Source organism: Nitratiruptor tergarcus DSM 16512 (assembly GCF_027946175.1).
In the GTDB taxonomy this organism is placed as follows: domain Bacteria; phylum Campylobacterota; class Campylobacteria; order Campylobacterales; family Nitratiruptoraceae; genus Nitratiruptor; species Nitratiruptor tergarcus.
In genome coordinates, this window is sequence record NZ_AP026671.1 from 1,746,996 (window position 1) to 1,772,622 (window position 25,627).

27 protein-coding genes and 1 pseudogene are annotated in these 25,627 nt (G+C 36.9%); 6 read left to right on the forward strand and 22 right to left on the reverse strand.

From position 1 onward, the window contains the following. Positions 1–91: 91 nt before the first annotated feature. The 11 genes from amrS (NITER_RS09230) to NITER_RS09280 all read right to left on the reverse strand — a co-directional run bounded on the left by amrS (NITER_RS09230) (position 92) and on the right by NITER_RS09280 (position 11,043). Entirely contained in the window at positions 92–1,114 is a 1,023-nt protein-coding gene (amrS, locus tag NITER_RS09230) for an AmmeMemoRadiSam system radical SAM enzyme (protein WP_084274835.1), read from the reverse strand. Next, the gene (gene amrS / locus NITER_RS09235) at positions 1,111–2,133 is read right to left on the reverse strand and encodes an AmmeMemoRadiSam system radical SAM enzyme (protein WP_084274834.1); all 1,023 of its coding nucleotides are present in this window, start codon (positions 2,131–2,133) and stop codon (positions 1,111–1,113) included. Before amrS (NITER_RS09235) ends, amrS (NITER_RS09230) begins: the two co-directional genes overlap by 4 nt. Before the next feature lie 70 nt (positions 2,134–2,203). Further along, the gene (locus tag NITER_RS09240; protein ID WP_084274833.1) at positions 2,204–2,776 is read right to left on the reverse strand and encodes a flavin reductase family protein; all 573 of its coding nucleotides are present in this window, start codon (positions 2,774–2,776) and stop codon (positions 2,204–2,206) included. Beyond that, positions 2,773–3,090 (reverse strand): hypothetical protein, encoded by a 318-nt coding sequence (locus tag NITER_RS09245; protein WP_084274832.1) that lies wholly within the window; start codon positions 3,088–3,090, stop codon positions 2,773–2,775. The genes NITER_RS09240 and NITER_RS09245 overlap by 4 nt, the downstream gene beginning before the upstream one ends. Positions 3,091–3,100: 10 nt before the next feature. Continuing rightward, positions 3,101–3,859, reverse strand: a complete 759-nt coding sequence (gene ppk2, locus NITER_RS09250; protein WP_084274831.1) for a polyphosphate kinase 2 — start codon at positions 3,857–3,859, stop codon at positions 3,101–3,103. A gap of 9 nt (positions 3,860–3,868) precedes the next feature. Further along, complete coding sequence (locus tag NITER_RS09255) at positions 3,869–4,750, reverse strand: DUF3187 family protein (RefSeq protein WP_084274830.1); 882 nt, start codon at positions 4,748–4,750, stop codon at positions 3,869–3,871. Positions 4,751–4,794: 44 nt separating this feature from the next. Further along, the gene (locus NITER_RS09260; RefSeq protein WP_197685270.1) at positions 4,795–6,165 is read right to left on the reverse strand and encodes a chloride channel protein; all 1,371 of its coding nucleotides are present in this window, start codon (positions 6,163–6,165) and stop codon (positions 4,795–4,797) included. Positions 6,166–6,183: 18 nt separating this feature from the next. After that, the gene (locus tag NITER_RS09265) at positions 6,184–7,638 is read right to left on the reverse strand and encodes a TrkH family potassium uptake protein (protein ID WP_084274829.1); all 1,455 of its coding nucleotides are present in this window, start codon (positions 7,636–7,638) and stop codon (positions 6,184–6,186) included. After that, positions 7,620–8,936 (reverse strand): NAD-binding protein, encoded by a 1,317-nt coding sequence (locus NITER_RS09270; protein WP_084274828.1) that lies wholly within the window; start codon positions 8,934–8,936, stop codon positions 7,620–7,622. The genes NITER_RS09265 and NITER_RS09270 overlap by 19 nt, the downstream gene beginning before the upstream one ends. Before the next feature lie 14 nt (positions 8,937–8,950). Continuing rightward, the gene (locus NITER_RS09275) at positions 8,951–10,660 is read right to left on the reverse strand and encodes a potassium channel family protein (protein ID WP_084274827.1); all 1,710 of its coding nucleotides are present in this window, start codon (positions 10,658–10,660) and stop codon (positions 8,951–8,953) included. 2 nt (positions 10,661–10,662) lie between these two features. Continuing rightward, positions 10,663–11,043 carry a DUF6394 family protein gene (locus NITER_RS09280; RefSeq protein ID WP_084274826.1) on the reverse strand — a complete coding sequence of 127 codons (381 nt, stop codon included), beginning with the start codon at positions 11,041–11,043 and terminating at the stop codon, positions 10,663–10,665. Positions 11,044–11,103: 60 nt separating this feature from the next. On the opposite strand from NITER_RS09280, the gene NITER_RS09285 reads away from it, so the two are divergent. Then, positions 11,104–11,544: an NUDIX hydrolase gene (locus NITER_RS09285; protein WP_084274825.1), complete on the forward strand. Its 441-nt coding sequence runs from the start codon at positions 11,104–11,106 to the stop codon at positions 11,542–11,544. On the opposite strand, the gene NITER_RS09290 is transcribed toward NITER_RS09285, so the two are convergent. From NITER_RS09290 to NITER_RS09315, 6 genes are read right to left on the reverse strand one after another with little or no spacing between them, the layout of a single operon-like run. After that, positions 11,528–13,408: a putative bifunctional diguanylate cyclase/phosphodiesterase gene (locus NITER_RS09290; RefSeq protein WP_084274824.1), complete on the reverse strand. Its 1,881-nt coding sequence runs from the start codon at positions 13,406–13,408 to the stop codon at positions 11,528–11,530. The genes NITER_RS09285 and NITER_RS09290 overlap by 17 nt on opposite strands. Continuing rightward, positions 13,408–13,836: a hypothetical protein gene (locus NITER_RS09295; protein ID WP_084274823.1), complete on the reverse strand. Its 429-nt coding sequence runs from the start codon at positions 13,834–13,836 to the stop codon at positions 13,408–13,410. Before NITER_RS09295 ends, NITER_RS09290 begins: the two co-directional genes overlap by 1 nt. Beyond that, entirely contained in the window at positions 13,833–15,680 is a 1,848-nt protein-coding gene (locus NITER_RS09300; RefSeq protein WP_084274822.1) for a TonB-dependent receptor plug domain-containing protein, read from the reverse strand. Before NITER_RS09300 ends, NITER_RS09295 begins: the two co-directional genes overlap by 4 nt. Positions 15,681–15,730: 50 nt before the next feature. Further along, positions 15,731–16,954, reverse strand: coding sequence for an ArsS family sensor histidine kinase (locus tag NITER_RS09305; protein ID WP_084274821.1), 1,224 nt, complete (start codon positions 16,952–16,954; stop codon positions 15,731–15,733). Next, positions 16,951–17,610 carry a response regulator transcription factor gene (locus NITER_RS09310; RefSeq protein WP_084274820.1) on the reverse strand — a complete coding sequence of 220 codons (660 nt, stop codon included), beginning with the start codon at positions 17,608–17,610 and terminating at the stop codon, positions 16,951–16,953. The genes NITER_RS09305 and NITER_RS09310 overlap by 4 nt, the downstream gene beginning before the upstream one ends. 35 nt (positions 17,611–17,645) lie before the next feature. Then, the gene (locus tag NITER_RS09315) at positions 17,646–19,049 is read right to left on the reverse strand and encodes a DegQ family serine endoprotease (protein ID WP_084274819.1); all 1,404 of its coding nucleotides are present in this window, start codon (positions 19,047–19,049) and stop codon (positions 17,646–17,648) included. 86 nt (positions 19,050–19,135) lie between these two features. Here NITER_RS09315 and NITER_RS09320 point away from each other — a divergent pair, with 86 nt between their 5' ends. After that, entirely contained in the window at positions 19,136–19,891 is a 756-nt protein-coding gene (locus NITER_RS09320; RefSeq protein ID WP_197685269.1) for an inositol monophosphatase family protein, read from the forward strand. 19 nt (positions 19,892–19,910) lie between these two features. Here NITER_RS09320 and NITER_RS09325 read toward each other — a convergent pair whose 3' ends face one another. From NITER_RS09325 to NITER_RS09335, 3 genes are read right to left on the reverse strand one after another with little or no spacing between them, the layout of a single operon-like run. Further along, on the reverse strand, positions 19,911–20,372 hold the full coding sequence (locus NITER_RS09325; RefSeq protein ID WP_084274817.1) for a BON domain-containing protein: 462 nt from the start codon (positions 20,370–20,372) through the stop codon (positions 19,911–19,913). Next, complete coding sequence (locus NITER_RS09330) at positions 20,356–21,243, reverse strand: hypothetical protein (protein WP_084274816.1); 888 nt, start codon at positions 21,241–21,243, stop codon at positions 20,356–20,358. Before NITER_RS09330 ends, NITER_RS09325 begins: the two co-directional genes overlap by 17 nt. A gap of 37 nt (positions 21,244–21,280) precedes the next feature. After that, positions 21,281–22,696: a DEAD/DEAH box helicase gene (locus NITER_RS09335; protein ID WP_084274815.1), complete on the reverse strand. Its 1,416-nt coding sequence runs from the start codon at positions 22,694–22,696 to the stop codon at positions 21,281–21,283. Positions 22,697–23,160: 464 nt separating this feature from the next. Here NITER_RS09335 and NITER_RS09340 point away from each other — a divergent pair, with 464 nt between their 5' ends. From NITER_RS09340 to NITER_RS09355, 4 genes and pseudogenes are all read left to right on the forward strand, one after another. Then, entirely contained in the window at positions 23,161–23,367 is a 207-nt protein-coding gene (locus NITER_RS09340) for a hypothetical protein (protein ID WP_084274814.1), read from the forward strand. Between the two features lie 274 nt (positions 23,368–23,641). Beyond that, a pseudogene (locus tag NITER_RS09345) lies at positions 23,642–23,797 on the forward strand (type I restriction enzyme endonuclease domain-containing protein); the annotation flags it as partial. 132 nt (positions 23,798–23,929) lie between these two features. Next, positions 23,930–24,196, forward strand: coding sequence for an HP0495 family protein (locus NITER_RS09350; RefSeq protein ID WP_159445291.1), 267 nt, complete (start codon positions 23,930–23,932; stop codon positions 24,194–24,196). Then, positions 24,196–24,867 carry a hypothetical protein gene (locus tag NITER_RS09355; protein ID WP_084274812.1) on the forward strand — a complete coding sequence of 224 codons (672 nt, stop codon included), beginning with the start codon at positions 24,196–24,198 and terminating at the stop codon, positions 24,865–24,867. The genes NITER_RS09350 and NITER_RS09355 overlap by 1 nt, the downstream gene beginning before the upstream one ends. Here the strand turns inward: NITER_RS09355 and moaC are convergent. Continuing rightward, a complete protein-coding gene (gene moaC / locus NITER_RS09360; protein ID WP_084274811.1) occupies positions 24,864–25,340 on the reverse strand; it encodes a cyclic pyranopterin monophosphate synthase MoaC in 477 nt (158 codons plus the stop codon). The two genes, NITER_RS09355 and moaC, sit on opposite strands and share 4 nt — an antisense overlap. Beyond that, the gene (locus tag NITER_RS09365; protein WP_084274810.1) at positions 25,330–25,614 is read right to left on the reverse strand and encodes a Dabb family protein; all 285 of its coding nucleotides are present in this window, start codon (positions 25,612–25,614) and stop codon (positions 25,330–25,332) included. Before NITER_RS09365 ends, moaC begins: the two co-directional genes overlap by 11 nt. Between the last annotated feature and the right edge of the window lie 13 nt (positions 25,615–25,627).

Here is a 25,627-nt window from a genome sequence, read left to right on the forward strand (position 1 = left end):
AGCAGCGTTACGTAACTGCTGCTCGAGATAGAGCATGCCAAACAGAAAGAGTTCAAGCCTACAAAACGCTTCTATGAAAGCTTGATTTGCTCTATTTCCAAACTCCTGGGATGAATGTATGACATTTGGGGCATCTACCATCTTGCAGATGGTTTACCACTTTTTCACCAAGATATCCGGCGCGCTCAATCACTTTATAGCCACATGCTGGACAGTATGTGGCGGTAAACTCAGGGGCATTGAAGTTACCTACATAGACAAATTTGAGCCCTTCATCTTTTCCTATCTTATAGGCTTTGAGTAGGGTATCTGGAGGAGTTGGATTTGTATCAAGCATCTTATAAGTTGGATAAAAGCCGCTCACATGCCAAGGAATGGCTGTATCGATGGAAGCGATGAAATTAGCAATTTGGCGCATCTCCTCTTCGCTGTCATTTTTGCCGGGGATAAAAAGGGTAGTAATTTCGATCCAAAATCCTTTTTTGTAAGCGTATTTGATAGCTTCCAAAACCGGTTTGAGTCTTGCACCGCACAGCTCTTTATAAAACTCATCTATAAATGCTTTGAGATCAATATTCATCCCATCGATCACATCGGCTAGTTTATCCAATGCTTTGTGGGTTTCGTATCCACTAGTGACATAGATATTTTTAAGCCCCGCTTCTTTAGCTAGTTTTGCTGTATCGTAGGTGTATTCAAACCAGACAATCGGCTCGTTGTAGGTATAAGCGATCGCTTTACACCCATACTGCAAGGCTAGGTCTACTGCCAGTTTTGGAGGTAGATCTTTTCCAAAAATTTTATGCTCATGCTCTTGCGGAAATTGGCTGATCTCAAAATTTTGACAAAAGCTGCAGCTAAGATTACACCCAACTGTTCCAAAGCTAAAGACTTGAGAGCCAGGTAAGAAGTGGTACATGGGCTTCTTTTCTACAGGATCAACATTCATCGCTGCTGCTTTTCCATAAACGAGCAGTTTTAACTCCCCGTTTTCAACCTTTCGTACACCGCATATTCCATATTCACCCTCATCGAGCTTGCATGCATGAGCACACGCTTCACACATGATTTTACCACTGGGTAGTTTTTTACTCAGCCACGCTTTTGCGCTCATTGCCACACTCCTGCTATGACTTTACCACATTTTGGACATTTGCCATCTATGAGATGATTTTTTACCTGCTCGCCAAGATATCCAGCCCGCTCAATTACTTTAAATCCACATTTTGGGCAGTATGTTGATTCTCTATCAGCATCGGGATAATTACCGATATAGATATACTTCAGACCTTCAGCTTTTCCAATTTCGTATGCTCTTTTAAGCGTTTCATAAGGAGTGACAGGGCGATCGAGCATTCTGTAATCTGGATGAAAACGACTTATATGCCATGGCATATCTTTGCTCAAATTTGCTTGGAATCTAGCGATATCTCTCAACTCCTCATCACTATCGTTGATACCAGGGATGATAAGTGTAGTTGTCTCAATCCAGATACCTTTTGAGTGAGCATATTCTATAGCTTGTAGTACTGGTTTAAGACGTGCACAGCTGATTTTTTGATAGCTTTCATCTTTGAAAAACTTGATATCGATATTCATTCCATCCAAAAAGGGTGAAAGTTCATCTATCGCTTTTCTTGTCTCAAAGCCACTTGTTACGTAGACATTTTTGAGTCCTGCTTCATGGGCTAGTTTGGCTGTATCGTAAGTATATTCAAAATATACAATTGGCTCATTATAGGTATAAGCCACAGATTTACATCCATACTCTTTGGCAAGCTTTACGATAGTCTCCGGCATCATTTCTTGACCAAAAACTTTGTAGCCGTTGGTTTGAGGATATTGACTAATCTCCCAGTTTTGGCAAAACTGGCAGCAAAAGTTGCACCCAACCGTTCCGATGCTAAAGATAGTAGAACCTGGCAAAAAGTGAAACATCGGCTTTTTTTCGATTGGATCGATATGGGCTGCAGCTGCTAATCCATATACAGTAGATTTGAGTTTTCCATTTTCATTGACACGTACGCCACATTTGCCAAACTCTCCGGGCTCTAATTTACAAGCATGGGCACACGCTTGGCACAAAACTTTACCATTTTTAAGCTCTTTGGAGAGCCATGCATCTGCTACCATTGTTTCTCTCCTTATTTTTTTTCATAATAGCATATTTTTAAGCAGATACAAGGAACAAAAGTAGCAAAAATTAAGGCTCAATTTTTTTGTTGCACAAACGATATTCTCGACCAACTCGTGCAACGAGATCAAGTTCAAAGTTGTAGTTTGGATCAAAATAGTTATCAGCAATATAGTATTTCTTGATCTCTACTATCAAAGGAATGGTTTTGCTTCCACTCAGGTCTACTACTTGATTGAGTTCACAAAAAAAAGCGCTTGGGCTATCAGTTATGATAGGAGGAAAATCTTCTACTATTCTTTTTGTTGCAATACCAAAAGCTTCTGCTTCGCTCACCTCTTCTGGGAGGCTCTCACTTGAGGCGTGCATTTGTGTAATTTGATCTGGAGTTACTGAGCAGATAGTACATTTTTTGGTTTGTAAAATATTTTTGAGGGTATCCTTTTGTGTTCCATCTTTTTTGTGTCCTATTGAGACGATAAGAGTAGGAGGGTTAGAAGATAGTGCCATAAAATAACTAAATGGAGCGATATTGAGTGTTTTGCCTTCAGTTACTATCCATGCAATTGGGCGAGGAATTATGGAGCGACTCATGATTTTATATCGATATTTGAGCTCTAATGGTGAAAAGTCGATTATCATATGATCCTCTCAATCTCTTCTTTTGTATTTTCAAGTATCATGCAAGTTTCTAAGAGTATTGCATAGTGTCTGTTGCTTGGTGTAAGGAATCTTTTGGCCTCTTCATAACTGTTCCAAAGCTCCTCCACATCATCAAACTCGCCCATTTTCAAAGCTTGCAAAGATTTAGCAGCACTTAAAAAACCTTCGATAATTGGAGTGCTTTCATCTTCGCACTCTTCAATTATGCTTTGTGCTAGTTCAATTGCCTCTTTAAAGTTTTTTTCGTTGATGGTATCCATATAGTAAAACATATATCGCTCAAGATGTGCCATTATTACCTCCTTATGGTGCTATAAGTCCTTTTTCATAGCAGGCTTTATCAAATTCACATACAATATTAGGATCGTATACCAATAGTTTCTCATCTTTTTTCTTATAATTTACTTTAGAGAGGAAATGTTTTATACAATTGATACGTGCTACTTTTTTATCATCTGCTTTGACGACATACCATGGAGCAAAGGCAAAGTGTGTACGTGCAAATATCTCATCGCGGGCAAGGGAATACTCTTTCCAAAGCTTTTGTGCCTGCATATCAATGGGGCTGAGCTTCCACTGCTTGAGGGGATCTTTTTTACGCTCCTCAAGACGCCTCTTTTGCTCCTCTTTGGTGATATCAAGATAGTACTTGGTAAATATCATCCCATCGTGCACAAGAAGATGCTCGAAGTTTGGAACCTCTTGCATAAAGCGCTCATACTCCTCTTTTGTACAAAATCCCATTACCTTTTCTACGCCGGCTCTATTGTACCAGCTACGATTGAAAAAGACCATCTCACCACCATGAGGAAGATGAGGGACATAGCGCTGAAAATACCAGCTCTTTTTATCAATATCACTAGGTTTTCCAAGAGCTACTACACGGGTTTCTCTGGGACTGAGGTGCTCAACAAAACGTTTAATAGTTCCATCTTTTCCAGCAGCATCCCTTCCTTCAAAGATTGTGCAGACTTTCAAGTCATTTTCTATAACTTCTCGTTGGAATTTTACCAGTTCTATTTGAAGATAGTAGAGCTCTTTTTTGTACTCTTTTTTGTCCATGATAATCCTTTAAAAACGATATGTTGCACCAATTGTAAAATCAGCACTGCCGTAAAAAGGGGCAAGATTTTCAGTAAAAAATATTTTTGTATGTTTATTGAGACTGTATGCTACATTCACTACATTTGACCAAGAGTCGAGTGAAATGTGGCGTGATTTGAAAGCTGAAGAGATGGTACGCCACTCAAAAAGCCAGTTTTTGTATGCATATCCTACATAACCACTCACTAACCATTTACGAGAAGTTCCATATTCAAAGAGGTGGATTTTTCCTAGTCGCATACAAGAGATATTCCATAGCCAATTATTCTTTTGTAGTGCTAATCCCACCATATAATCAGCTTTTGCGGATCCAAATCCATCCTTTTTCTTTGCAAGGGGAATTTTCCATCCGCCAAAAATGGCACTTTTTGCACCGAAAGGATGGAATGCGAGGGAGTGTTTATACTCTATTTGCAGATTGGATAGCGAAGTAAAAGAGTTATCCTTGCGAAATTGCGAGCCAATATGGTAGTGAACTTCATTTTCTCCATAGAGATTATGTACAGCTCCATTGAGTAGACCAGTAGCATCATGAAACCAATCGAGTGCTCCATCCATAAATCCACCATAAACACGGTGTATTCCTCCTATAATGCGTAAGGAGGAGTTATTGCTTAGAGGAACTCTCACTACTCCTTGGAGTGTTGCTATCTCAAAATCGAGGAGATAGATATCTTCACTTTCATAGTTGTTTGCTTCATACCAACCAAGCGTTACCATTTTAGTATGAGAAGTATCTGTAGCAAATGGAGCGTAAAAAGCAAGGCGCAAAGGATGCTCTATGGTGGTAAAGAGAGGCTCAAATGCGAAAAGCGGAAGTGTAAAGAGAAATACCAAAAATTTTTTCATTTAAATGTTCCATTACTGTTTGAATAATTATAGCAATAAAATTTCTACTTTTTCATGCGAAGTTTTTTGCGCAAAATTCTTCTTCGAATTTTTTGATAGCGTCTGTTTTCTAGCTCCACTTCAGCTTTTTCTATCTCCTCACCTATTTTTACTTCAAGTATCTCACTCTTTTTCATTGCTAAAATTTGCGATGGAAAGACACTTCTGTGTCCTGTAACCAAAAAGCTAATCACTGCACTGAGTGCTGCATAGTGTGCAATTTCAAGTCCAAAGAGCTCTACTGCCATGATGGTAGCTGCAATTGGAGCATTTGTAGCACCACTTAAGACACTCACAAAACCTAGTGCAGCAAAGAGAGTAATATGCTGGTAATCAAACCATGCGCCAAAAGCATGTCCACTTGTTGCTCCTATGTAAAATATCGGAGTAATAACACCTCCACTGCCCCCACCACTAAGAGTGAGAGAGGTGGTGAAGGCTTTAAGTAAAAAGGCATACCATGGCAAATCTTTAGCAAAATAGGGATCGGGATTGAGAGTATCTTTGATAGTATCCATACCAAGACCAAGATACTGTGTGCCAAAGAGAAGTCCAATAAGTACTAAGAGTGAGCCTATGATAAATGTTTTGAGGTAGATATTAAGAGGTATCTTTTTGATAGTTTTGTGCATAAAGTTCATAGAAGTAACCACAATATCGCTTACAAGACCAAAGAAGAGTCCTGCACCTACTACTTTGAGTATGAGTGGGATATCAAGAGCTATGCTTTGGTAGTAGTGCATATCAAAATAGGTATACTCAATACCAAGAAACTGCGCTGTAGTAAAAGCAGCAAATCCGGCAATAAAAGAGGGAAGGAGTACATCATATAAAATGACGCCTATGATGAGAACCTCCACACCAAAAATAGCCCCTGCAATGGGGGTGCCAAAAACTGAAGCAAAGCCGGCACTAATACCACATATTACTATTTTTTTACGATCTACATCATTAAAGCGCAAAAGATCACTGAGTCCCGAAGCACTTGCAGCACCTATTTGACCAGCTGGTCCCTCTTTTCCCACAGAGCCACCTGCAAAAATTGTCAAAACTGTTGCGATAAGTTTGATAGGGACTACTTTGAGATCAATTTTTCCATGCTTTTTGTGTACTGCTTCGATCACCTTTTCTGTGCCGTGACCTTCAGCAGAAGGGGCAAAGGTGCGAATCATCCATACAACAAGCATTAAAACAAATGGAAGAGTATAGTAGTAAGGAAAGGGAAGACTACTTTGGTGGTGCTCTGCAAATTGAATAATTTTGAGAAAGAGTGTAACAATTGAGCCAATAATTATCCCCACTATTGTTGAGAGAATCATCCATTTTGTAACAGAAAGCAAAATTGCAGTTTGCTCTGTGAGATGTTTTTTTATCATAGTAGCTCCTCAAGCTTTTTAAAACCTTTTCCAAAACTCTTTTGAAAAGAGCACAATAAATGTATAAAACTCTAACCTCCCAATAATCATAAAGATTGCTAAGAGGATCTTTTCAAAACTACTAAAAAATGCAAAATTGTCTGCAGGTCCTACATGCCCAAATCCAGGCCCAATATTGCCAATACAGGCAATTGCTGCAGAGATGGATGTTAAAAAATCGTATCCTCGTGCAAAGAGAAAGAGTGCAAGTAAGAGATTTGTAACAGCATAGATGAAGAAAAATCCATGTACGCTTCCAAGAATTTTACCGCTGATGCGATTGCCATCGATAAATACATCTACAATTGCATTGGGATGGAGATTTTGTTTGATTTGCGCAAAGAGATTTTTAAAAAGTATAACATAACGAATAATTTTTACGCCTCCTGCGGTACTGCCAGCATTGGCACCTATGTACATAGGAATAAAGATGATTGCCACTGCAACAGGTGACCATAAAGAGTAGTCGGTAGAGGCAAATCCTGTTGTAGTGAGAATTGAGCTTATGGTAAAAAAGGCGTGTGTCATTGCGTGAAAGAGAGTATCTTTTCCAATAGTGCAATGTACCCATGTTAGAGTCAAAGAGAGGAGCATAAAAACAATAAAATACCACTTTACCTCTTCGCTTCTGTAACCGCTAAAATCTCTATGAAAGAGCCGCAAATGCGCAATGAAGTTTATGCCGCTAATAAACATAAAAAATGTAGTTACCCAAAGAATGAAATAGTTGTTTTTCCAGTGGCCTAAGCTATCGTTCATGGTAGAAAAGCCACCAGTAGAGATAGTAGAAAAAGCGTGGTTGATTGCATCAAAACCGTTCATTCCTCCAAAATAGAGTAAAAGAGCATTAAGGAATGTCAAAAGAAGATATATGCCCCAAAGTCTTATAGCAGTATCTTTGATTTTTGGAGTAAGTTTTTCTATGCTAATGCCTGTAGATTCAGATTTAAATAGAGTAAGCGAACCTGATGGATTGAGCAGTGTCAAGAGCCCCACACTTAAAACGATGATACCCATCCCGCCTAACCAGTGTGTGAGAGAGCGGATCATGAGCGTAGTGTGAGAGAGGCTCTCAATATCGGTGTATATTGTAGCTCCCGTGGTGGTAAAGCCACTAATAGCTTCAAAAAAAGCTTCACCTGGAGTAACATTGGATGTGAGATAAAGAGCACCTCCTCCAGCAACTCCTAAGAGGATCCAGATGAGATTAACTGCAAATATGGCCTCTTTGATACTCATTTTAAAATGGTGGTTGTAAAGCGTCGCATAGATTAAAAAATTCCCTAATATAAACAGGAGATAGAAGATGAGAAAATTTTTGATGTTTTCATGGTAGAGAAAGCCCGTTAGGAGAGGAATGATGAAAAAAAGCCCTAATCCCAGTCCCACAGCGCTAATAAATTTAGCGATATTTTTTAGAGATTGTAGATCCACTTTTTGACTCTTTCCTCCTGATAGGTTTTTGCAAAAACGACGATGAGATCATTTTTATGAAGTGTGATTTTTTGTTTGAATGGATAGATAATTCCATCACGAATATAGTAGCTGATGGTATCGTCGAGTTTGAGAGGTTTGAGGGAGGTGCCAATCAGCAAAGAGTCTTCAAAGATTTTTCGCATAAAAATAGTACCTCTTCCTCCACAGTAGTGCTTTTCTGTAATAACATTGCTTGAGCCAATTTTTTCCAAAATTGCATAGTATGCACTCGCTTTTGGTCCTCGTACTGCAATGATTCCAAGTTTATGCATGAGGTTGTAAAATTCTAGATTGTTATTGATTGCTACAGTTTTTCGTACCTCATACTCCTTGGCTTCAAGACACTCAATGATGTTTTCTTCATCTTCGCTACTTGTCGCGATAACCATATCTGCTAGGCGGATATTCTCTTCTTCGTAAATTTTATGCTCAATATATTTGGAGTTGATAACGGTGGCGCGATTTTGCAAAAGCTCGGAAGCTCGTATGCAAAGAGCAGGGTCACTTTCAACAATTTTTATGTTTACATTTTTTTCTAAAAAAGCCTTTGCTATCTCAATTCCCAAAAGATTTGCTCCAAAAATAGCAATATTTTTGATAGATTTAGGATCGCTTTTATTGATTTTTTTGCAAACCTCTTTTATTTGCTCTCCATCACCAAAAAGATAGAGGAGATTATTATCTTCTAATGGGTAGGATTGGGTGGGGATGAAAAACTTTTTATCTTTTTCAATTCCTACTACTTTGATATTTTGTGACTCTATCTCTTGTGTGGAAGTAAGGAGTGGTTCATTGACGCGCACAGAGATGAGTTTGAAAGAGGTAAAGATAAAATCTTTAATATTGTTCGCTTTAGGAAAGTCTAAAAGGAGTTTTATTGATTGGGCTGCGAGAGAAAAGGGAAAGACAGCTTCATCTATTCCGAGTTTTTTTGCAATGGAGCTTTTAGCAAAATAGGGGTTGCGTAAGCGAATAATCTTTTTAGTTACATTAATCTCATCATCAGCTATGAGAGTGGAGAGAATATTGGCTTCATCATTATCTGTTACAGCTATAAAAATATCATACGTTCCATTAAGTACTTTGAATGTATCGGGATCTTCTATGTTGCCCACAATAGGAAGTATGTCGATCGATTCTTGCAGTCTTGCAAGAGCCTCTTTGTTCTTATCAATTATGATAACGTTGTGTTTAATAGAGAGTGTTTGTGCGAGGCGAAAGCCAACTCTTCCAGCTCCTGCTATGATAATATTCACAAAGCCTCCTGCTTTTAAAAAGCTATTTTCTCTTTTTGAAAAATATTAAAAATGCCTACACTTTGCTCTTTACCTGTGAGTACATAGTAGAGCTCATAGTAATTATTGATGATATATTCAAAATCGCTGCGAGCCTCTTCATCACAAGCGATTAAGAGTGAAGCTCCACATCTGATGCTCAGTGAATCAGAAGGCATTAAAACAGTCTCTCTTTCATGCTCATTTTCATAGTGATACATCAAAAAAACAATTTTATTTTTTTTACGGTAATCTTTGCGGGATCTGCGCAAGATTTCAAGGGTAATATCTCTTCCATTTTCTAACTCTTTACAAAGAGCATATGCGGTTTCATGTGTTAGTTGAATCTCAAAAACATCAGGGTTTTTGCCAATTGTGGAGCTCAGTTTTCCTACTACATTCATTGCCCAGACATTATCTTTTTGGTATATCATGCGTATAAATCTATTAGCCATCGGTTTGGCAATGAAGTTATAGGTATATTTTGCTAAGACCTTCTCTAAAATGTAGATTTTATCGATACGTGCTGATTTAAAAACGCTAATATCTTCAAGTGTGTTTTCACGAGCTATTGTGTAGATAGAGGGATTGAGTTTTTTGGCAGTGGAGAGGATAGTGAGATTTATCATATCATCTTTTGTACCAGCAATAATACAGCTAGCCTCTTTGATACCTGCTTTAATGAGTGTCTTGATATCTTCTGCATCACCATAAATGGCACTCTGCTTTCTCTTTTTATATTCACTCGATTTAATATCAATAAAGACATATTCGATTTTTGCTCGCTCTAGCGCTGAAGCGAGAGCTTTACCCATACGTCCAGCACCACAGATGATATATTTTCCTTTTGGAAGGAATTCACGCTTGCGTATGCGCAAAATATGGCCAAATATCCACATCTCTAAAAGCCAGATATAAGGTGCTGCAATGGCAAAATAGAATCTATTGGAGATGATTTTAAAAGGATCTTCAATGTGACGAATACCAATATTGCGCAGATGCTCAGTATTATCTTTGGTAGTTGATTTGACGATGATGTTGATTTTTTTGTTGAGTAGTTTACACATGAGTGCGATTTTTGCATTTTTTACATCATCTTCAAAAAGTACCACAACTGCTTGGCAATTTTTATGATGAATTCCAGCAAGTTTGAGTGTGTCGGGCTTTGTTGTATCAGCACTGATTGCAGGAACTTCGGGAATGAAGCCTTCCAGTTCAATTTCTTCTACTTTGCTTTCATCTTTATCCACTACGACTATTCTTATACCTTCTAGACTGAGGCGCTTAATGATCTCTTTTGTAACATTGTTATAGCCTAATATAATGATAAATGGCTCAGTGAGTTTTTGAACTTTGTTGCGAAAGCGTGCGATTGCAAGTTCACGAGCAAGTTTTTTATCTTGAATAAGTGCGATTATATTACCAATACCATAAAACCAGCCAATGACTGTGAGATAGATACAAAAACTTACCCATAGACGCTGTGGATAGGTAAAGGTATAGGGTGCTTCTCCAAAGCCAATGGTAGTTGCCATATAGCTTACAAAGTAAAAGGCATCAAAAAAATTCATATAATAGGGCTTACCCTGATCATCTACACCAGGGATGAGAGTCATGCCTAAAATAGAGATTGAAAAAGTGATAATAATTACAAGAAGAGGGATCCTCATCCGGTGGATGATGATCCATGCGCTATTGCTTTCCATAATTACCTTTTAGATTTGAGCGTGTCGCCTACAAAGAGTAAGACTGAGACAATATTTGCTAAAAGTGCACCACCACTCATAGAGACAATAGCTACACTTGCTTCAAGATTCATTTGCCCTAAGCCATATATTGCAAGTGCCCAGACACTTGCTGCCCCTATGAGCTGAATATCGGCAACGAGGCTTGTAGCAAGGAGTACTGATCCTAGTTGTGTTTTATCTCCTAGTTTGAGAATCGTAGCGATGAGGTTTACAACTATTGCGGCAAAGAGTTCATATTTGCTATGATATTCTAAATTTGATGGATCGCCATAGAAGAAGCCAAAGTTTGTTGTCATTGCAAGAATAAAGAAAAATCCACTAATAACTTTTTGAATATTCATGATACTCCTTTGATAATAGTGTAGATTTTTCTTACTTATATTTTAATTAATTGGAGATATATGAAAAGAAGTGCTGGTATTCTTCCTTATAGGATAAAAAATGGAGTTGTAGAGGTGTACCTTGGTCACTTTGGAGGACCTTTTTGGAAAAATAAAGAGCGCTCTTGGGGAATTATTAAAGGTGAGGTAAATCCAGGAGAGAGTGATTTGGATGCAGCGAAGAGAGAATTTTTTGAAGAGACGGGAAAAGAGATTGCAGGAGAGTTTATAGATTTGGGTGAAGCAAAAACCTCAAATAAAATCTTGCATATTTTTGCCGTGCAAAAAGATCTTGATACACATATAAGATCCAATCTGGTTACAATGGAGTATAAGGGAAGAGTATTGAAATTTCCCGAAATTGATCAAGCTACATGGATGGATATAGAAGAAGCAAAGAAAAAAATTGTCAAATCTCAAGAGATCTTCTTGCAAAGACTCCTTACTACTGTAAGTGCTTAGATGGCTTTCCTAGATAAAAACCTTGTCCATATTGGATATTGAGGCGTGAGACGGTTTGCAGTATCTTTTCGTTTTCTATAAATTCTGCAACAACTTTTATATTAATTGCTTGTGCAAATGAGGTTATTGATTTAACCATAAGATATGAGACTTTTGATTTTTCAATCTCTTTAATGAGTGTTCCATCGATTTTGAGAATATCTATAGGAAGATATTTGAAAATTTCAAAATTGGAATAGCCACTTCCAAAATCATCAATTGCAATTTTGATTCCATACTCTTTAAGTTTTTGTAGTCTCTTTTTAAGGTCTTCATGCTCCTCATATGTTGGGAGAGCCTCATTTTCGAGAAGTTCAATGACTAAAAAATTTGCAAGCTCTCGATTTTTTTCAATCTCTTGCAATATCATCTCATACACAACATTGTCTGTGATGTCAGAAAAATTGAGGTTAATGCTCAGTGGTACTTTATAAGTTTGAATAGTATCGAACGTTTGGCGTAGTACCTCTTTTGTCAAAGAGTTGTAAAGTGTTGTATAAGCGATATTTTCTAAAAATGCTCCAGGATAGATCACATTTCCTTCTCTATCTTTGAGTCTTACAAGTACTTCGTAGCGCACTGGCTGCATAGAGTTTATATCGTATATAGGTTGGAGTTCTATAAAGAGCCGTCTATTATCTATGGCATCTTTTATGATATCAACCTCTCTTGTAGTTTTTGTTTTAGTAAGAGTGTAATCGGTGTTATAGCAGATTTTGTTTCTTCCTGTCCTTTTGGCTTCATACAAAAACTCATCAGCTTTTTTAATTGCATCCTTAATTGACTTGAACTTTTCAGGATGCAAAATTATACCTATAGAGACAGTAACCTTTAAAGAGTGTTCTTCGTAGATAAAGGCGGTAGTATAAAATGTTGTACGGATTCTTTCGGCTATTTGGATAATGTTTTCTTCTTTGCCATTTCTTTTGATAAAAATGATAAACTCTTCACCCCCATAGCGAAAAATGAGATCATGGTTGCGCAAAATTGAGTGGAGTGTTTTGTAAACATTTTTTAGTACAAAATCTCCTGCTTTATGGCCATAATTGTCATTTATCTTTTTGAAATGATCAATATCGAGCATTAAAATTGCATACTCTTGAGGATTGATTTCATAGAGAAATTTATGGAGATAGTTTCTATTGTAGGCTCCTGTGAGCGGATCAGTCAATGCGCTTTTTTTTGTATGTAAATAGAGCCATCCTTGATAAGCTAAAAGAGCTAAAAGAAGAAATATTGCAAAAAAGAGATATGCAAAAACCTTTTTGAGAGGCGAGATGATAGTAGAGATGGTTGAAGGAAGTTCATTTGTAAAATCTATAGCGATGATTCCTTGTACGCTTCCATGCAAAACAATTGGATATAAGTAAGTGATATAGAGTATATCCGAATCTTGATGTGAAAAATAGAGAGCTTGTTTGCTCTTATATGCTCTATTCCATATTTTGCTATTTACATCGAGTTTTTGATTAAATTCCCCTTTATCTTCCAAACTGCCATCGAGCAGATACCTAAAATGTCCATGTTTGTCTCTGTAGAGGATATAGACGAATTTATGAGGAGGAGCAGTTGTGAGTTCAAGTGCATCTTGGAGATAGTCTCTTAGTTGTGGATTGCTCTTGAGTTCAGTGTAGAGATTCTCTTTGCAATATTTTTTGATAAATCTTTCTATATGGTGTGCTACGGCATCTACATGTGATAAAAACATTCTGTTGAGATTATTTTGGAGACGATTTTCTACTTCATAAGTGGAGATATAGAGTATGCTTATCATAACTCCTATAACGACAATTATTCCAATAAGCAGTTTATTAAGTGTTTTCATCACTCTATACCCTCATCAATATATTTTTGAAATGATGGTGGTAGGGTAAGACGATATCGTGTGAGATTATTTTTGAAAAAGAGAATATTAGGTCTTCCTTTTTGCCAAAAAAATCCACCAATCGCCCAGTTTCTATACTTTTTAAGCAGAGGATAATTGCGAACAAAGAGGATCTTTTTTCGCAAATTTGGCGAATGGAGTGGAAGAGGTTTTTTAAGAAAGATTATATCTGCCTTTTCCGGTTTTGTAGTATACAATACATTTTGGATGGCAGTAAAAAGTTCTTTGTCACTATCACTCCAGACCAAAACGATATGTTTATGAGGGAAGAGAGAGTGAATGATTGTTTTGTATATCTCTCTTTCAATATCTTGTGTATTTGCAAATAGAGAAAAAGTGAAAAAGAAAAAAATACTAAGCCGCTTCAAAATGTGTACTCCATGTTCAATAAAATTTTTCTATCTGTAGTAGGATAGGCAGTATTGATTTTTCTATAGGCTTGCTTAAAACCTTTGCCAAAAAGATTCTCTCCTCGTAAACCAATGGAGAGATCGTTATTAATGCGATATTTTATCGCTACTGTATAATCTAATGAATCGGTTACAGATGTTCCAAAGTATGTATAAGAGTTTTTATAGAGCAATTCATTATAGATATCAATATTATCAAAGCTGTTGAAAGCTTGGAGGTTGATGTGTATATCTGGAGAAAACTTTTTTTGTGAGTTGCGCCCTTTGATAATGTAGAGAGTCACTCTATTTTTCGGATCAAATTGATACTGTGCTTTTGCTTCGATGAAATCAAAGTAAATTTTGTTTGGAATATTGTAGTAGCCTTTTTGCGGTGAATAAGAAGTCATATTTTTTGCATTACGCGTGCCGTATTTAAGGCCAAAAGAAAAATTCTCTTTTTTATAGAGGGCACCAATAATAAAAAGATTGATGCAAGAGGGTTTAAGGTGCGGATTGGTAACAAGTGGTATATTATTGTCAGAGTAGAGAGAAAAGAATTGTGGTTCTAACATAGTTTTTGTGTAGAACGTTTTGAATTCCCACTCTTTGCTCTTTTTGATAAATCCTGCACGTACCATCATATTAGTATGAGATGGAATCTCTTTTTGATATTCATACCAGTCGTTTTTGGCTGAAAGAATAAAAAGTGTCTCTTTATCGATAGAGTAACTCTCTTCAAGATAAAGTGTGGCAAGACCAAGCCTATTTGTAGCATATGTGTGAATAGTATCGTATGTTCCTCGTTCTTTATACTTTTTGATTTTATAAAATCCTCCAAGTAAAAGCGAGTGTTTACCCTCATCTATATGTTTTTTGAAATTCAAAGAGAGAATATCGTCAGTAAATCTTCTATAATAGATATCTACAATTCCTTGTGAAGTATAAACACCATTGGCATCTTTATAGAGTCTCTTATAATCGAGCCTATCAAATGCAAAGCTCCAAGATATACCATAGATATTTTTATCTAATTTTAAATAGGTGTGTCTTGCATCTAATCCGCCGCCAAGAGGCTTTTTGCTACGCCCATATCCCAAAAAAGGATCTCTATGTGGCTCATAATGGGAAAACTCTACTTGCAGATCATTTTTTTTGAAATTGAGATAAACCATTTTGTCATCTCCATCACGAGAGAGGAGATAGTTGCCGTTGTGATAATGTTTTGTTTTAAAGGATGTCCCATGAATGTATCCAAACAAAGAGCTTTTGTTATCAAAAAGCTCTGCTATATAGCTGTCAAATCCTTTTGAGCCCCTTGAGTCAGCAATCAAACGAATCTTTTTCCCAAGTTCTCTTTGGGCTAGTTTGGTATAGACTTTGATGATAATAAGTCCGGTTTCGTCACCAAATTCGATAGAAGAAGATCCTTTATATACCTCTATGTGATCTACATATTCCAAAGGCATCTGTCCCCAAATGAGTAATGCACTTCCAAAAGATGCACTTGTAACATCATGATCATTGATATAGAGTCTTGCTATATTGATAGGAGAAAATTTTGTAGATACAGCAGAGAAGAGATTAAGATTATTTGGTGTGAGTGTGTAGTTGATACCAGGAACAGTTTGAAGTATATCTTTGAGAGTGTAGCTTTGCATCTTTTGGAGATCCTCGCGGGTAAAGACGTAAACAAAACCGGCTGAATCTCTTTTCGTTATTTTTGAGAGTTCAGAAGCTTCTTTATATTTTTGGAGTAAAAGATCTATATTTGCTCCATACAGATATGCAAGAAAAAAAGATAGAAAAGCTACTCCTCTCATATTGATTCCTTAGAAGTTTTTCTCTATTATCGATTAATGGTATGAATTTTTTAAGGTTTAAGAAAACTGATAATGAAGAGGTTTTGCCCTTTTTGGTGGTGGTAATGGAGTGTAAATCCATGCATTTTTAAAATATTGCTTACAAGATAGAGTCCCAGTCCAAAGCCACTTTTTTTGCCCTCTTTGCTAAATGGCTCTAAAAAATAGGAAAGATCTTTTGAAAGAGCTGGGGCGTTGTTGATAATGGTAAGGGAATCTTGGTCAACAATGATTTTTGCTTTGTGATCAGTGGAGTACTTAATAGCGTTATCGATGAGGTTTTTGACTGCTATGGAGAGGAGTTTATAGTCTGCTTTAATAGTGGGATCACTTTTTATTTGAATCTCAATATCCTTTTTATCAAACATACCGATATTAATTGCTTCTTGCACAATATCAGAGAGTTTGATGGGTTCAAGATTTGGTTTGATTTTTGCATTGACCGCTTCAATGGCTGCAAGCTCATTAATGAGAGAGTTGAGCTTTTCAAAAATATGGATGAGGCGCTGCTTTTGTTTGGGGTCTTCCACCATTTCAGCTTGGATTCTGCCTTTTGTCACAGGGGTTTTGAGCTCATGCATGATGTTGCGCAACAAAAGCTTGCGAGAGTTTTGAATATTTTTGAGTGAATCTGCTGCATTTTGCAGAGCATTTGCCACTTCGTTAATCTCTTTAAACCCTTTAATATTGAGATTGAGTTCTAGATTGCCTGCAGAGAACTTCTCTATCTCTTTGGTGATCTTTTTGAGGGGGCGAAGCTTGATGAGAATGAGAATATATATTAGCAGCAAAAAGCCCATCATAATGACAAAAATAGTGGTGTAGATTAGTCTTAGATGTTCAATACCCCGAGAGATATCTTTGAGTAAAAGCGTATTGCCATAACTTTGGATCCAGATATAGTAAGTGCTGTTCTTTTTGAGGATAATAATTTCTCCTATAGGATAGCGGGTTCGTTTGATGATTTGAGAGGTTTTAAGTATGGTGAGAATCTCTTTTGGATGTGTGATGGGTAAGAGATCGAGTTTTTGCAAATCATCAATGAGACTATTGGGATTTTGGATGGTGCCCAACTGCCAAATGAGAGATTTTGAGATAAAGTCAAACCGCTTTTGCATCTGATTTTTATCATTTGCTTTGATATATTTCAAAGAGAGCATATAGGATGCTCCAATACCTATGAAGGCAAGGAGAAATATGAGGGTAATCCAAAGAAAAATTGAGGTTTTTTTCATGGAACGAATTTATAGCCCACGCCTCTTACTGAGATAATGTAGCGGGGATTTTTGGGATCTTCCCCAAGTTTGTGGCGTATACGGCTAATGATCACATCGATAGTCTTTTCAGAGGCATTTTCGCTTAAGTTTTCACAGGTATAGAGAAGCTCTTCTCGCTCAATTGGCTGATTTGGATGCTCTATGAGATAGGCGAGTACTTCAAATTCTGCTGGAGTGAGTTGGAGAGGTTTATTTTTAAAATGGATTTCACGTCTATTTTTATAGATTTTAAGATCTGGCTCTTTGGGTGGTTTGCTGCGTCGTCTCGTAATTGCTTTGAGTCTCGCTTCTAGCTCTTTTGGATCGTAAGGTTTTGGCAAATAGTCATCTGCCCCAAGTTCTAAGCCTATAACTTTGTCGCTAAGATCACTGCGTGCACTGCTTATGATAATGGGCAGATCGCTAAATTCACGAATCTTTTTGAGAATCTCTAAACCATCCATGCCAGGGAGTGTCAAATCCAAAATCAAAGCATCATAATCTTTTGCTATCCGCAGCGCTGAGAGGGCAATAAATGGATCTTCATAATTTTCTACATCTATGCCATATTTTTTGAGATATTCACTCAATATCTCAGCTAATTCGATATCATCTTCTATCATTGCTACTTTCATATAGCGCCTTTTTATCCCCACAGCGGGGGAAAGATTTATTTGAGTACCAAAATAAGTGGTATCCCTTGACGTTTAATATAAACTCGTATTGGAGTTTTATATTTTTTTAGTGCTTTTTTTAGATCTTCTACGTTTGTAATCTCTACATCTTCAATACCAATTATAACATCACCAGGTTTTATTCCAGCTTTTTCTGCTGCACTGTCTGGTTTGACATTGGTAACGAAGACTCCCTTAACATTTTCAGGAATATTGTACATGCGGCGAAGATTGTCATCAAGAGTTTGTACTTCAAGTCCTTTGAGACTCTGAGTAGCTTCAGTCTCGCCTCCTGGACGTTTACCTAGTTTTACTTTTGCAGTATGTACGTTTTTATTGCGCTCATATTTGATGGCGATCTCTTTTCCTGGAGGGTAAGATCCTATGATAGTTTTAAGCTCATTAGCATCTTCAATCTTTTTACCCTCAACTTCGATTATCAAATCTCCTCTTTTAAGCCCAGCTTTGTCTGCTGCACTATCTTTTGTTACATCTACGATGACCGCTCCATATTTATGTTTATACACATCTTTAAGATCACCTTTGAGATCTTCAATTATCACACCAAGGTATCCACGCTCGATTTTTCCTTTCTCTACAAGCTTTTTGACAACCTCTTTCATCATGTTGGATGGAATTGCAAAACCTATACCATTATTGCCGCCGCTTCTAGTAATGATGGCACTGTTGATACCGATAAGTGCACCTCTACTATCAACTAAAGCTCCTCCACTGTTACCAGGATTAATCGCAGCATCAGTCTGAATGAAGTTTTCGTAAGTGTTGATACCAACATTATTTCTGTTTGTTGCACTTATGATTCCTTGAGTGATAGTCTCACCAATACCAAAAGGGTTACCAATAGCAAAAACGAGATCACCTGGTTTTATTTTTGAAGAGTCCGCGATTTTAATAGCTTTGAGACCTTTTTTGTCTATTTTAATGACAGCTAAATCTGTAAGAGCGTCTTTTCCTATAACTTTTGCTTTGTACTCTTTATCATCTCCAGGGAGTGTGACAGTGATTTCATCAGCATTTTTAATGACGTGGTTGTTTGTGACAATATAGCCATCATTACTTATAATTACACCACTTCCCAAGCTTCTTTCTACTCTGTTTCTTGGGAGACGATCGCGAAACATAGGGCCAAAAAACTGCTTGAAAAAAGGATCGTTAAAAAATGGCATATTTTGCATATTTGGCATTTTGATCTTTTTTTTGGTAGAGATATTGACAACACTTTCCTTTGCATCCTTGATAGCATCATAAAAAGAGAGTACAGTATTTGTTCCGCTATTTGGCATAACACGTGTAAACTCTTTTGGTGCTTCATTGAAATTGATTGTAGCTGCACTGAGCATAAGCGCAGCGATTGTGGAAATCACAACTGCTTTTTTCATTTTTGTTTCCTCCTAGAATTTTTTCACTATAATGATACGCAAAAAAAGAGTCCAAAAATTAATAAAAAATTAATAGAAGGTTAATCATGAAAGAGATTTTACAAGAGGCAGGAGAGATTCTGCGCTATGGATATGAACATAATAAAAAGATATATAAAAAAGGGAGAGTGGATCTTGTAACAGAGTATGATCTCAAAATAGAGCAGTTTTTAAAAGAGCGACTCTCTAAACAGTATCCAGATTTTGTTATTGTTGGTGAAGAGAGTTTTGGTGGGGTTTTGCCAAAAAAAGCGATTTTTATCGATCCTATAGATGGAACTACAAATTTTGTCCACCATATTGCATATACATGTATTAGTGTAGGAGTTTGGGAAGATGGCGAGCCTTTGGAAGGAGCTATTTATAATCCTATTTTGGATGAGATGTTTTATGCTAAAAGAGGTGAAGGGGCATATCTCAATGATGAAGTGATCTCATGCAATAATACAGAAAATCTTATAGATGCACTACTGGCAACTGGTTTTCCTTATACAAAAACTGAGAAGGGAGCCGATTTTTATTTTGTCATTGAAACTATGAAAAATCTTCTTCCTTATACCCGCGATATCAGAAGGCTAGGAAGTGCAGCTATCGATCTTGCTTATGTTGCATGTGGAAGATTTGCAGGATTTTATGAAGTCAATCTCAAACCTTGGGATGTAGCAGCTGGAATTTTACTCGTAAAAGAAGCAGGAGGTAAAGTGACAAACCATCTAGGAAAGCCTTACAAATTTGGTGATATTATCGTAGCTAGCAATGGCATACTCCATGAAGCATTACTAACCAAAATGGGAAGATGGTAGTAATGCTTCTCAAGAAGTTTTAGAGTAAAACTTTTGCTGGTGTTTTGATGATGAGATAGGAGACAACTTCTTTCACACCAGCTGTATGGAGGGCAATATCAATGGCTTTAAGAGCACTTTTTTTTGAATAGAGTTTGCCAAAGAGCTCTACTACGCCATCCTTGACTGTCACTAAAATTGTAGAACTTGGTATATCTTTTTGTGTGAGAAATTTGTAATTGATTTGCGTTTTTATTAAAAGATCATTGCGCTTTTTCACTTGTGCACTATTTTTTACATCTTTGTAAAAAAGCTGCCAACTATCTTTCTCTTCAGGAATTGCATTTTGTTCGTTTTCTGAGAGCTCTTTGAGAGTTTGGGTCGATTTTTCCATCATGAGCAAAAAGTTTTGTAACGCTTTTTGTAGTTCATCATCTTGTGGTTCTTGTGCAAAGAGATTCATTGCCAATGCTATTATGGCTAAACTACTTTTTAATCGCATGAATTGACTCCTGGATTTTTTCTTTAGCTATTTCAAATGCACGTTTGCCCATTTTTTTGGCTTCATCAGCACTGATTTTAATGGATGGTGCCTCTTTGAGAAGCTCATTGAAACTCTTTTTCAAGCCTTTGACTGCTTTTTGTGCTTCAGTGAGCAGTTTATCGTAAATTGGTTGTTCGGCAATTTGCAGGATTTTCTCTTTAATACCAGGCTCACTCTTTTGTGCTACCTCTTCGATACTTTTATAAAAGATCTCATCAATGTGAGGGAGATTTTGAATAATGGTTTCATAATTTTCAATAATGAGCGATCTTGCCTCATCTGGCGTAAACTCCACTGTTTCGTTAAATTTTGCAAGGCTTTTATGGATGCCTTGTTTGGTACCATAAATTGCACCTTTTATGATCTCATCAGCGTGATTGATACTTGCTTCAGCGATATTTGCAGCAACTTGAATGATGGTTGTACTAGTATTTTTGATATGGGTTGGATCTACATTGATATTTATCGTTTCAAATGCAAGATCTTTTGTAATTTCTGTGATTGTCTCTTCTATATTTTCACCATTTTCCAAGGCATTGAGGATAGCACTCTCCACAGTTTCTGCTAAGATACCTAAAAACTCCAATGAGTGGAGTTTGCATTCATGCAAAGTACGCAGAGCCTCTTGGCGCTCATTTTCTGGAAGGTTTTCTATTTGGGATTCTATATCTTCAAAAAGAAGAGCTAAATCGCTACGGAGTTCTTGTTTTTGTGCTTCAACTTCTGCTCTGAGTCTGTCGATTTGAAAAAGAAGCTCTTTGATTTTTTGGATTCTTGGTTTTTTAACCTCTTCGATCCGTTTGATAAGATGTTTTTTAAAGTTGCTCATAGTCCAACCTTTTGTAAAGTTGGACTATTATAACAAATTATCGTCTATGAGAGCTGCGACCTCTTCGGTTGCCCCGGTAGCTTCTGCTATTTCGTCCGCCACCTCTTTGTGGTCGTGAGAGCTCTCTTTTTGCTTGCTCAAGCATCTTTTCGATCTCTTTGAGACTTTTCCCTATCTTTTCATTTCCACTTACAGCATCATTTTTGATAACCATAGAAGCTAGTTTGAGTGCAGCTGTAGAGATATCTAGTTGAGATTCAAGAAGTTCTACAAGCTCTATCGCTTCTTTCGATACTTCCTGAGAGAGGATTGCATCAAGTATCGATTTTTGCTTTTCGTTTTTTACTTCCGCAGAGGTTGGAATCTCTTTATTGATAAGAGAGCTTCCCACCTCTTTTTGGATGCGTAGGAGCTGCTTAAATTCATGAGGAGTTACTAAACTAATAGCTATTCCCTCTCTACCAGCTCGTCCGGTTCGTCCAATTCTATGGACATAGCTTTCAGGGTCAAAAGGGATATGGTAGTTAAAAACATGGCTTACATCACTGATGTCTAGTCCTCTTGCCGCTACGTCTGTGGCGATTAAAATTTCTATATTTCCTCTTTTGAAGGCTTTGATAGTCTCTTCTCGCTGGCGCTGCTGCATATCTCCGTGCAGTCCTTTTGCGCTGTAACCTTGTGCTTCAAGGAATTGTGCAAGGCGATCTACTTCTATCTTCATACGGCAAAAGATGATTGACTTTGTTGGGTTTTTATAATCGAGTAAACGAATAAGTGCTTCATCTCTTTCATGCTCATCTACAACATAGTAAAACTGTTTGATATTTACATTTGTAATATCTTTTTTGGTAATAGAGATAAACTCTGGTGAATGGAGAATCTGCTGTGCTAATTCTTTAATAGCCTGTGGCATTGTGGCGCTAAAAAGCAGGGTTTGTCTGTTGGTTGGAAGATAGTTAAAAATAGCTTTAATATCATCCAAAAAGCCCATATCAAGCATCTCATCTGCTTCATCAAGCACGACAAATTTTGGATTGAGTTCAATTTTACCGCTTTTAAGTAGATCTAAAAGTCTTCCTGGTGTTGCTACCACAACAGCTGCATTGGCGATGTGGTTAATCTGTCTAGAATAGGAGCTTCCTCCATACACAGTTGCTGTTTTGATACCAAGATATTTTCCAAGGCGAAAAATCTCATCACTTACTTGGGTTGCAAGCTCACGTGTAGGAACAATAACAAGGGCTTCTGCTTCGCCGTCAAGCTCAAGCATATTTAAAATTGGAAGTGCAAACGCTGCAGTTTTACCAGTACCTGTGTGGGCTTGTCCCACCATATCTTTGCCTGCTAATACAACAGGAATTGCCTCTTTTTGGATAGGGCTAGGCTCTTTAAAACCAGCTTGCTCTATCGCTTTCATTATTGGGGATTTTAGATTAAAATCTTGAAAAGTCATTATGCCTCTTTAAAAAATATTAACCTTCAATGAGCGAATCACAGACGATTCAATCAAAGGTCACTTCTAAGTTTTTTGTGGAGTGTAGAGGTGATAAGGGGATCGAATCGTAAATAGTCGCCTCTTAAAGGCTTGAGGCGTATTGTAGCTGTTTATGCTTAAAATTAACTTAATGTTTATTGTGATAATAAACAAAGATTAATTAAAAGAGAGTTTTGAACAAAGCTTATTCAAAGCTGCTAATTGATTGCTGACTAAACTGGCTCTTTTAAATTTCTTAAACTCTTTCAAAGAGTCTTCAAATTTAATTGCGAATATTAGTGTACTCTATTATCTAGTATGATAAAAATCATCAAAAAATAAAAAAATACAAAAAAATAAAATCTACTATTTTAAAATAAAGATATTGATAATTATTATTAGTATAATATCCGCTCCAAAAAAATACTTTAAAGGAAGCATCAATGAAAAAAACATTAACAATAATGGCATTATTGACTATTGCTGTTTTTGCAAATACCGGAAGTCAAGATGACAAAATAAATGAGGACATGCAAATTACGGCTGTTGAAATCGAACAGGTTAATCCTTACTGGTTTGAGGAAGAAGATAGTGCAAGACACCAAATAAAAAAAGAGGTTTTATTAAAAACAGTTCCTTATTCTTCATAATTTTTTAGCCACTGAAAAGTGGCTTTTTTTGTACTTCTTAATATAAAGCCCTCTAATGATTTATCTTTTAAGGGTTGATAGAGTCAAAACCGTAGTAGTTAACAACAATTAGTATAAAAGGAACACCTTTGATTGAAAAAATCTTCACATTTGTGAGGAAAGATAAGTACTTCCATTACAATCATCACAAATAAACATCAACTCTTTTAATCCTCTATTGATTAAATCTTGAAAAATATCCCTCCAGGTTGCCTTGTTTTCAAAAATTTAAAGAAATACCACACTAGACTGGACTATCAGGGAAAATACAAGAACAAAAATAAAAGTTATTATTCAATATGGATATCCGCCCGATATGGGAAAGTTAGCTACCCAAACAGTTTTAAAGCAAGCCGAAGCATTGGCAAATGAGTTGGTTGAGACAATTTAGATAAAGTTATGGCATTTATTCTACTTCTAAAAGGTCTTTCTACCATGGTCATAAACTTAAATGTAACTTAAGTAGCACTTTTTTCGATTTCTTTTTGGTATGATAAAAATAGTTCATGTAAAAGGAGGAGCCATGAAAGAGCTTAAAGATTTTGATCAAAAAGTACAGATTGAATATCCAACGATTTGGCGATACAAAGTAATAGGTGAAAATGCCAGAAAAACAAGAGAAGCGATTGAGAGTGTGACAAATCGCCCTACAACTATCACATTTTCAAAGCAGAGTAATCGTGGCAAATACCAAAGTTTCAATGCTGATATTATGGTACACTCTGAAGAGGAACGTGAAAAAATTTATCAAGACCTCAAAAAACATGAAGATATCAAGATGGTGCTATGATGAAAAGAGCTATTGTACTACTTTTGCTTTTTTTAGTTGGCGGTGTTGCTGCGCCAAATGGTACTGAGATAATTATAGAGTTTACAAAGAGCGCTAAAGTCATGCCAGATACTTATAGTTTCGGTTTGCATATATTTATGAAAGATCCAAAAGAGAAGGTAATCTTAAATACTCTAGGCGCAGTGGATAAAACGATTCGCAATCTTAAAATCTCTTATGAGGGTGGGCGATATGAGTTGCATCAAAACTGCTTTTGGCAAAAAGAGAAAAGGATTTGTGAAGGGTATAAAGGATCTGTCTCTTATCGATTTTTTCTCAAAAATCCTCAAAAGCAAAATGAGATCTTTGAAGCAATAGAAAATCTGAAAAAAAGAATGCAAGAGAGTTTTCATTACAGCGTAGTTTATCCGCATTGGCAAATTTCACAAAGCAAGCAAAACCAAGTGATACAAAAACTCCAGCTAGGAGTTATCGATAAAGCAAAAGTGTTTGGCAAACAAGCGGGCAAAAGGCTTGCAAAGCAGTGTGATATTAAAAGCATCGATTATATCACAAGACTCTATCCGGTGGTAAAAAGCATGGCTGCTAAGGCTTCCGTACAAGCACCCCAGCCAGCTAAAGAAGAGCAAAGTATGAGTGTGCGAGCAAAAGTGCGATTTATTTGCGATTAGCGTACAAAGTCGCCACTTTTGCCCCCACTTTTTCGCTCAAGTTGAATGTTTTTAATCACCATTCCTTTATCGATGGCTTTGAGCATATCGTAGATCGTTAAAAGACCGATACTTACTCCAGTCAATGCTTCCATCTCCACGCCGGTTCTGCCTTTTAGCTTGCAAGTGACAATAAGTTTAAAGCCAGGAAGATTTGGAAGCTCCTCTACATCACAATTAATAGATGTAAGAAGCAGTGGATGGCACATAGGGATAAGATCTGGAGTCCTTTTGGCACCCATTATTGCAGCGATTACTGCTGTATGAAGGACTGCTCCCTTTTTGGTCGTTTCATTTTTTACCGCTTCAAAAGCTTCAGGAGTTACTTCGATGATACCACTTGCAACGGCGATGCGCTCAGTCTCTTCTTTGACTCCTACATCTACCATTTTAGGGCGTTTTTTCTCGTCTAAATGTGTTAAATCAGATTTCATAATCCACTACCTTCGTCTCAGTTCCTATCTCTTTGAGCCATGCGACTATCTTATTTTGGTGATAGGGATGGATGCGATAGGTTTCAAGATCCTCTTTGGTTGCAAACGTAGTAACAAGAGCAAGATCGTAGCTTCTTGGGCTTCTGCTAAAGTCAATTCCCACTTCTATATCTTGTAGCACTTCGATGTGATCCTTCATACTGAGTAGTTTTTCTTTTGCTTTTTGTGCTAAACTAAAATCATGAAACTTCATAAAGACAATATGTCGAACCATGTTAATCCTTTAG

What these genes read in the sequence shown, in the direction of transcription:
- NITER_RS09290 (WP_084274824.1), bottom strand. Translation starts at nt 13,408, where the DNA reads ATGAAAACACTTAATAAACTGCTTATTGGAATAATTGTCGTTATAGGA.
- NITER_RS09315 (WP_084274819.1), bottom strand. Translation starts at nt 19,049, where the DNA reads ATGAAAAAAGCAGTTGTGATTTCCACAATCGCTGCGCTTATGCTCAGT.
- NITER_RS09275 (WP_084274827.1), bottom strand. Translation starts at nt 10,660, where the DNA reads ATGGAAAGCAATAGCGCATGGATCATCATCCACCGGATGAGGATCCCT.
- NITER_RS09340 (WP_084274814.1), top strand. Translation starts at nt 23,161, where the DNA reads ATGAAAAAAACATTAACAATAATGGCATTATTGACTATTGCTGTTTTT.
- moaC (WP_084274811.1), bottom strand. Translation starts at nt 25,340, where the DNA reads ATGAAATCTGATTTAACACATTTAGACGAGAAAAAACGCCCTAAAATG.
- NITER_RS09325 (WP_084274817.1), bottom strand. Translation starts at nt 20,372, where the DNA reads ATGCGATTAAAAAGTAGTTTAGCCATAATAGCATTGGCAATGAATCTC.
- NITER_RS09300 (WP_084274822.1), bottom strand. Translation starts at nt 15,680, where the DNA reads ATGAGAGGAGTAGCTTTTCTATCTTTTTTTCTTGCATATCTGTATGGA.
- NITER_RS09240 (WP_084274833.1), bottom strand. Translation starts at nt 2,776, where the DNA reads ATGATAATCGACTTTTCACCATTAGAGCTCAAATATCGATATAAAATC.
- NITER_RS09350 (WP_159445291.1), top strand. Translation starts at nt 23,930, where the DNA reads ATGAAAGAGCTTAAAGATTTTGATCAAAAAGTACAGATTGAATATCCA.
- NITER_RS09335 (WP_084274815.1), bottom strand. Translation starts at nt 22,696, where the DNA reads ATGACTTTTCAAGATTTTAATCTAAAATCCCCAATAATGAAAGCGATA.
- NITER_RS09365 (WP_084274810.1), bottom strand. Translation starts at nt 25,614, where the DNA reads ATGGTTCGACATATTGTCTTTATGAAGTTTCATGATTTTAGTTTAGCA.
- ppk2 (WP_084274831.1), bottom strand. Translation starts at nt 3,859, where the DNA reads ATGGACAAAAAAGAGTACAAAAAAGAGCTCTACTATCTTCAAATAGAA.
- NITER_RS09320 (WP_197685269.1), top strand. Translation starts at nt 19,136, where the DNA reads ATGAAAGAGATTTTACAAGAGGCAGGAGAGATTCTGCGCTATGGATAT.
- NITER_RS09330 (WP_084274816.1), bottom strand. Translation starts at nt 21,243, where the DNA reads ATGAGCAACTTTAAAAAACATCTTATCAAACGGATCGAAGAGGTTAAA.
- amrS (WP_084274834.1), bottom strand. Translation starts at nt 2,133, where the DNA reads ATGGTAGCAGATGCATGGCTCTCCAAAGAGCTTAAAAATGGTAAAGTT.
- NITER_RS09260 (WP_197685270.1), bottom strand. Translation starts at nt 6,165, where the DNA reads ATGATAAAAAAACATCTCACAGAGCAAACTGCAATTTTGCTTTCTGTT.
- NITER_RS09285 (WP_084274825.1), top strand. Translation starts at nt 11,104, where the DNA reads ATGAAAAGAAGTGCTGGTATTCTTCCTTATAGGATAAAAAATGGAGTT.
- NITER_RS09255 (WP_084274830.1), bottom strand. Translation starts at nt 4,750, where the DNA reads ATGAAAAAATTTTTGGTATTTCTCTTTACACTTCCGCTTTTCGCATTT.
- NITER_RS09305 (WP_084274821.1), bottom strand. Translation starts at nt 16,954, where the DNA reads ATGAAAAAAACCTCAATTTTTCTTTGGATTACCCTCATATTTCTCCTT.
- NITER_RS09280 (WP_084274826.1), bottom strand. Translation starts at nt 11,043, where the DNA reads ATGAATATTCAAAAAGTTATTAGTGGATTTTTCTTTATTCTTGCAATG.
- amrS (WP_084274835.1), bottom strand. Translation starts at nt 1,114, where the DNA reads ATGAGCGCAAAAGCGTGGCTGAGTAAAAAACTACCCAGTGGTAAAATC.
- NITER_RS09355 (WP_084274812.1), top strand. Translation starts at nt 24,196, where the DNA reads ATGAAAAGAGCTATTGTACTACTTTTGCTTTTTTTAGTTGGCGGTGTT.
- NITER_RS09245 (WP_084274832.1), bottom strand. Translation starts at nt 3,090, where the DNA reads ATGGCACATCTTGAGCGATATATGTTTTACTATATGGATACCATCAAC.
- NITER_RS09310 (WP_084274820.1), bottom strand. Translation starts at nt 17,610, where the DNA reads ATGAAAGTAGCAATGATAGAAGATGATATCGAATTAGCTGAGATATTG.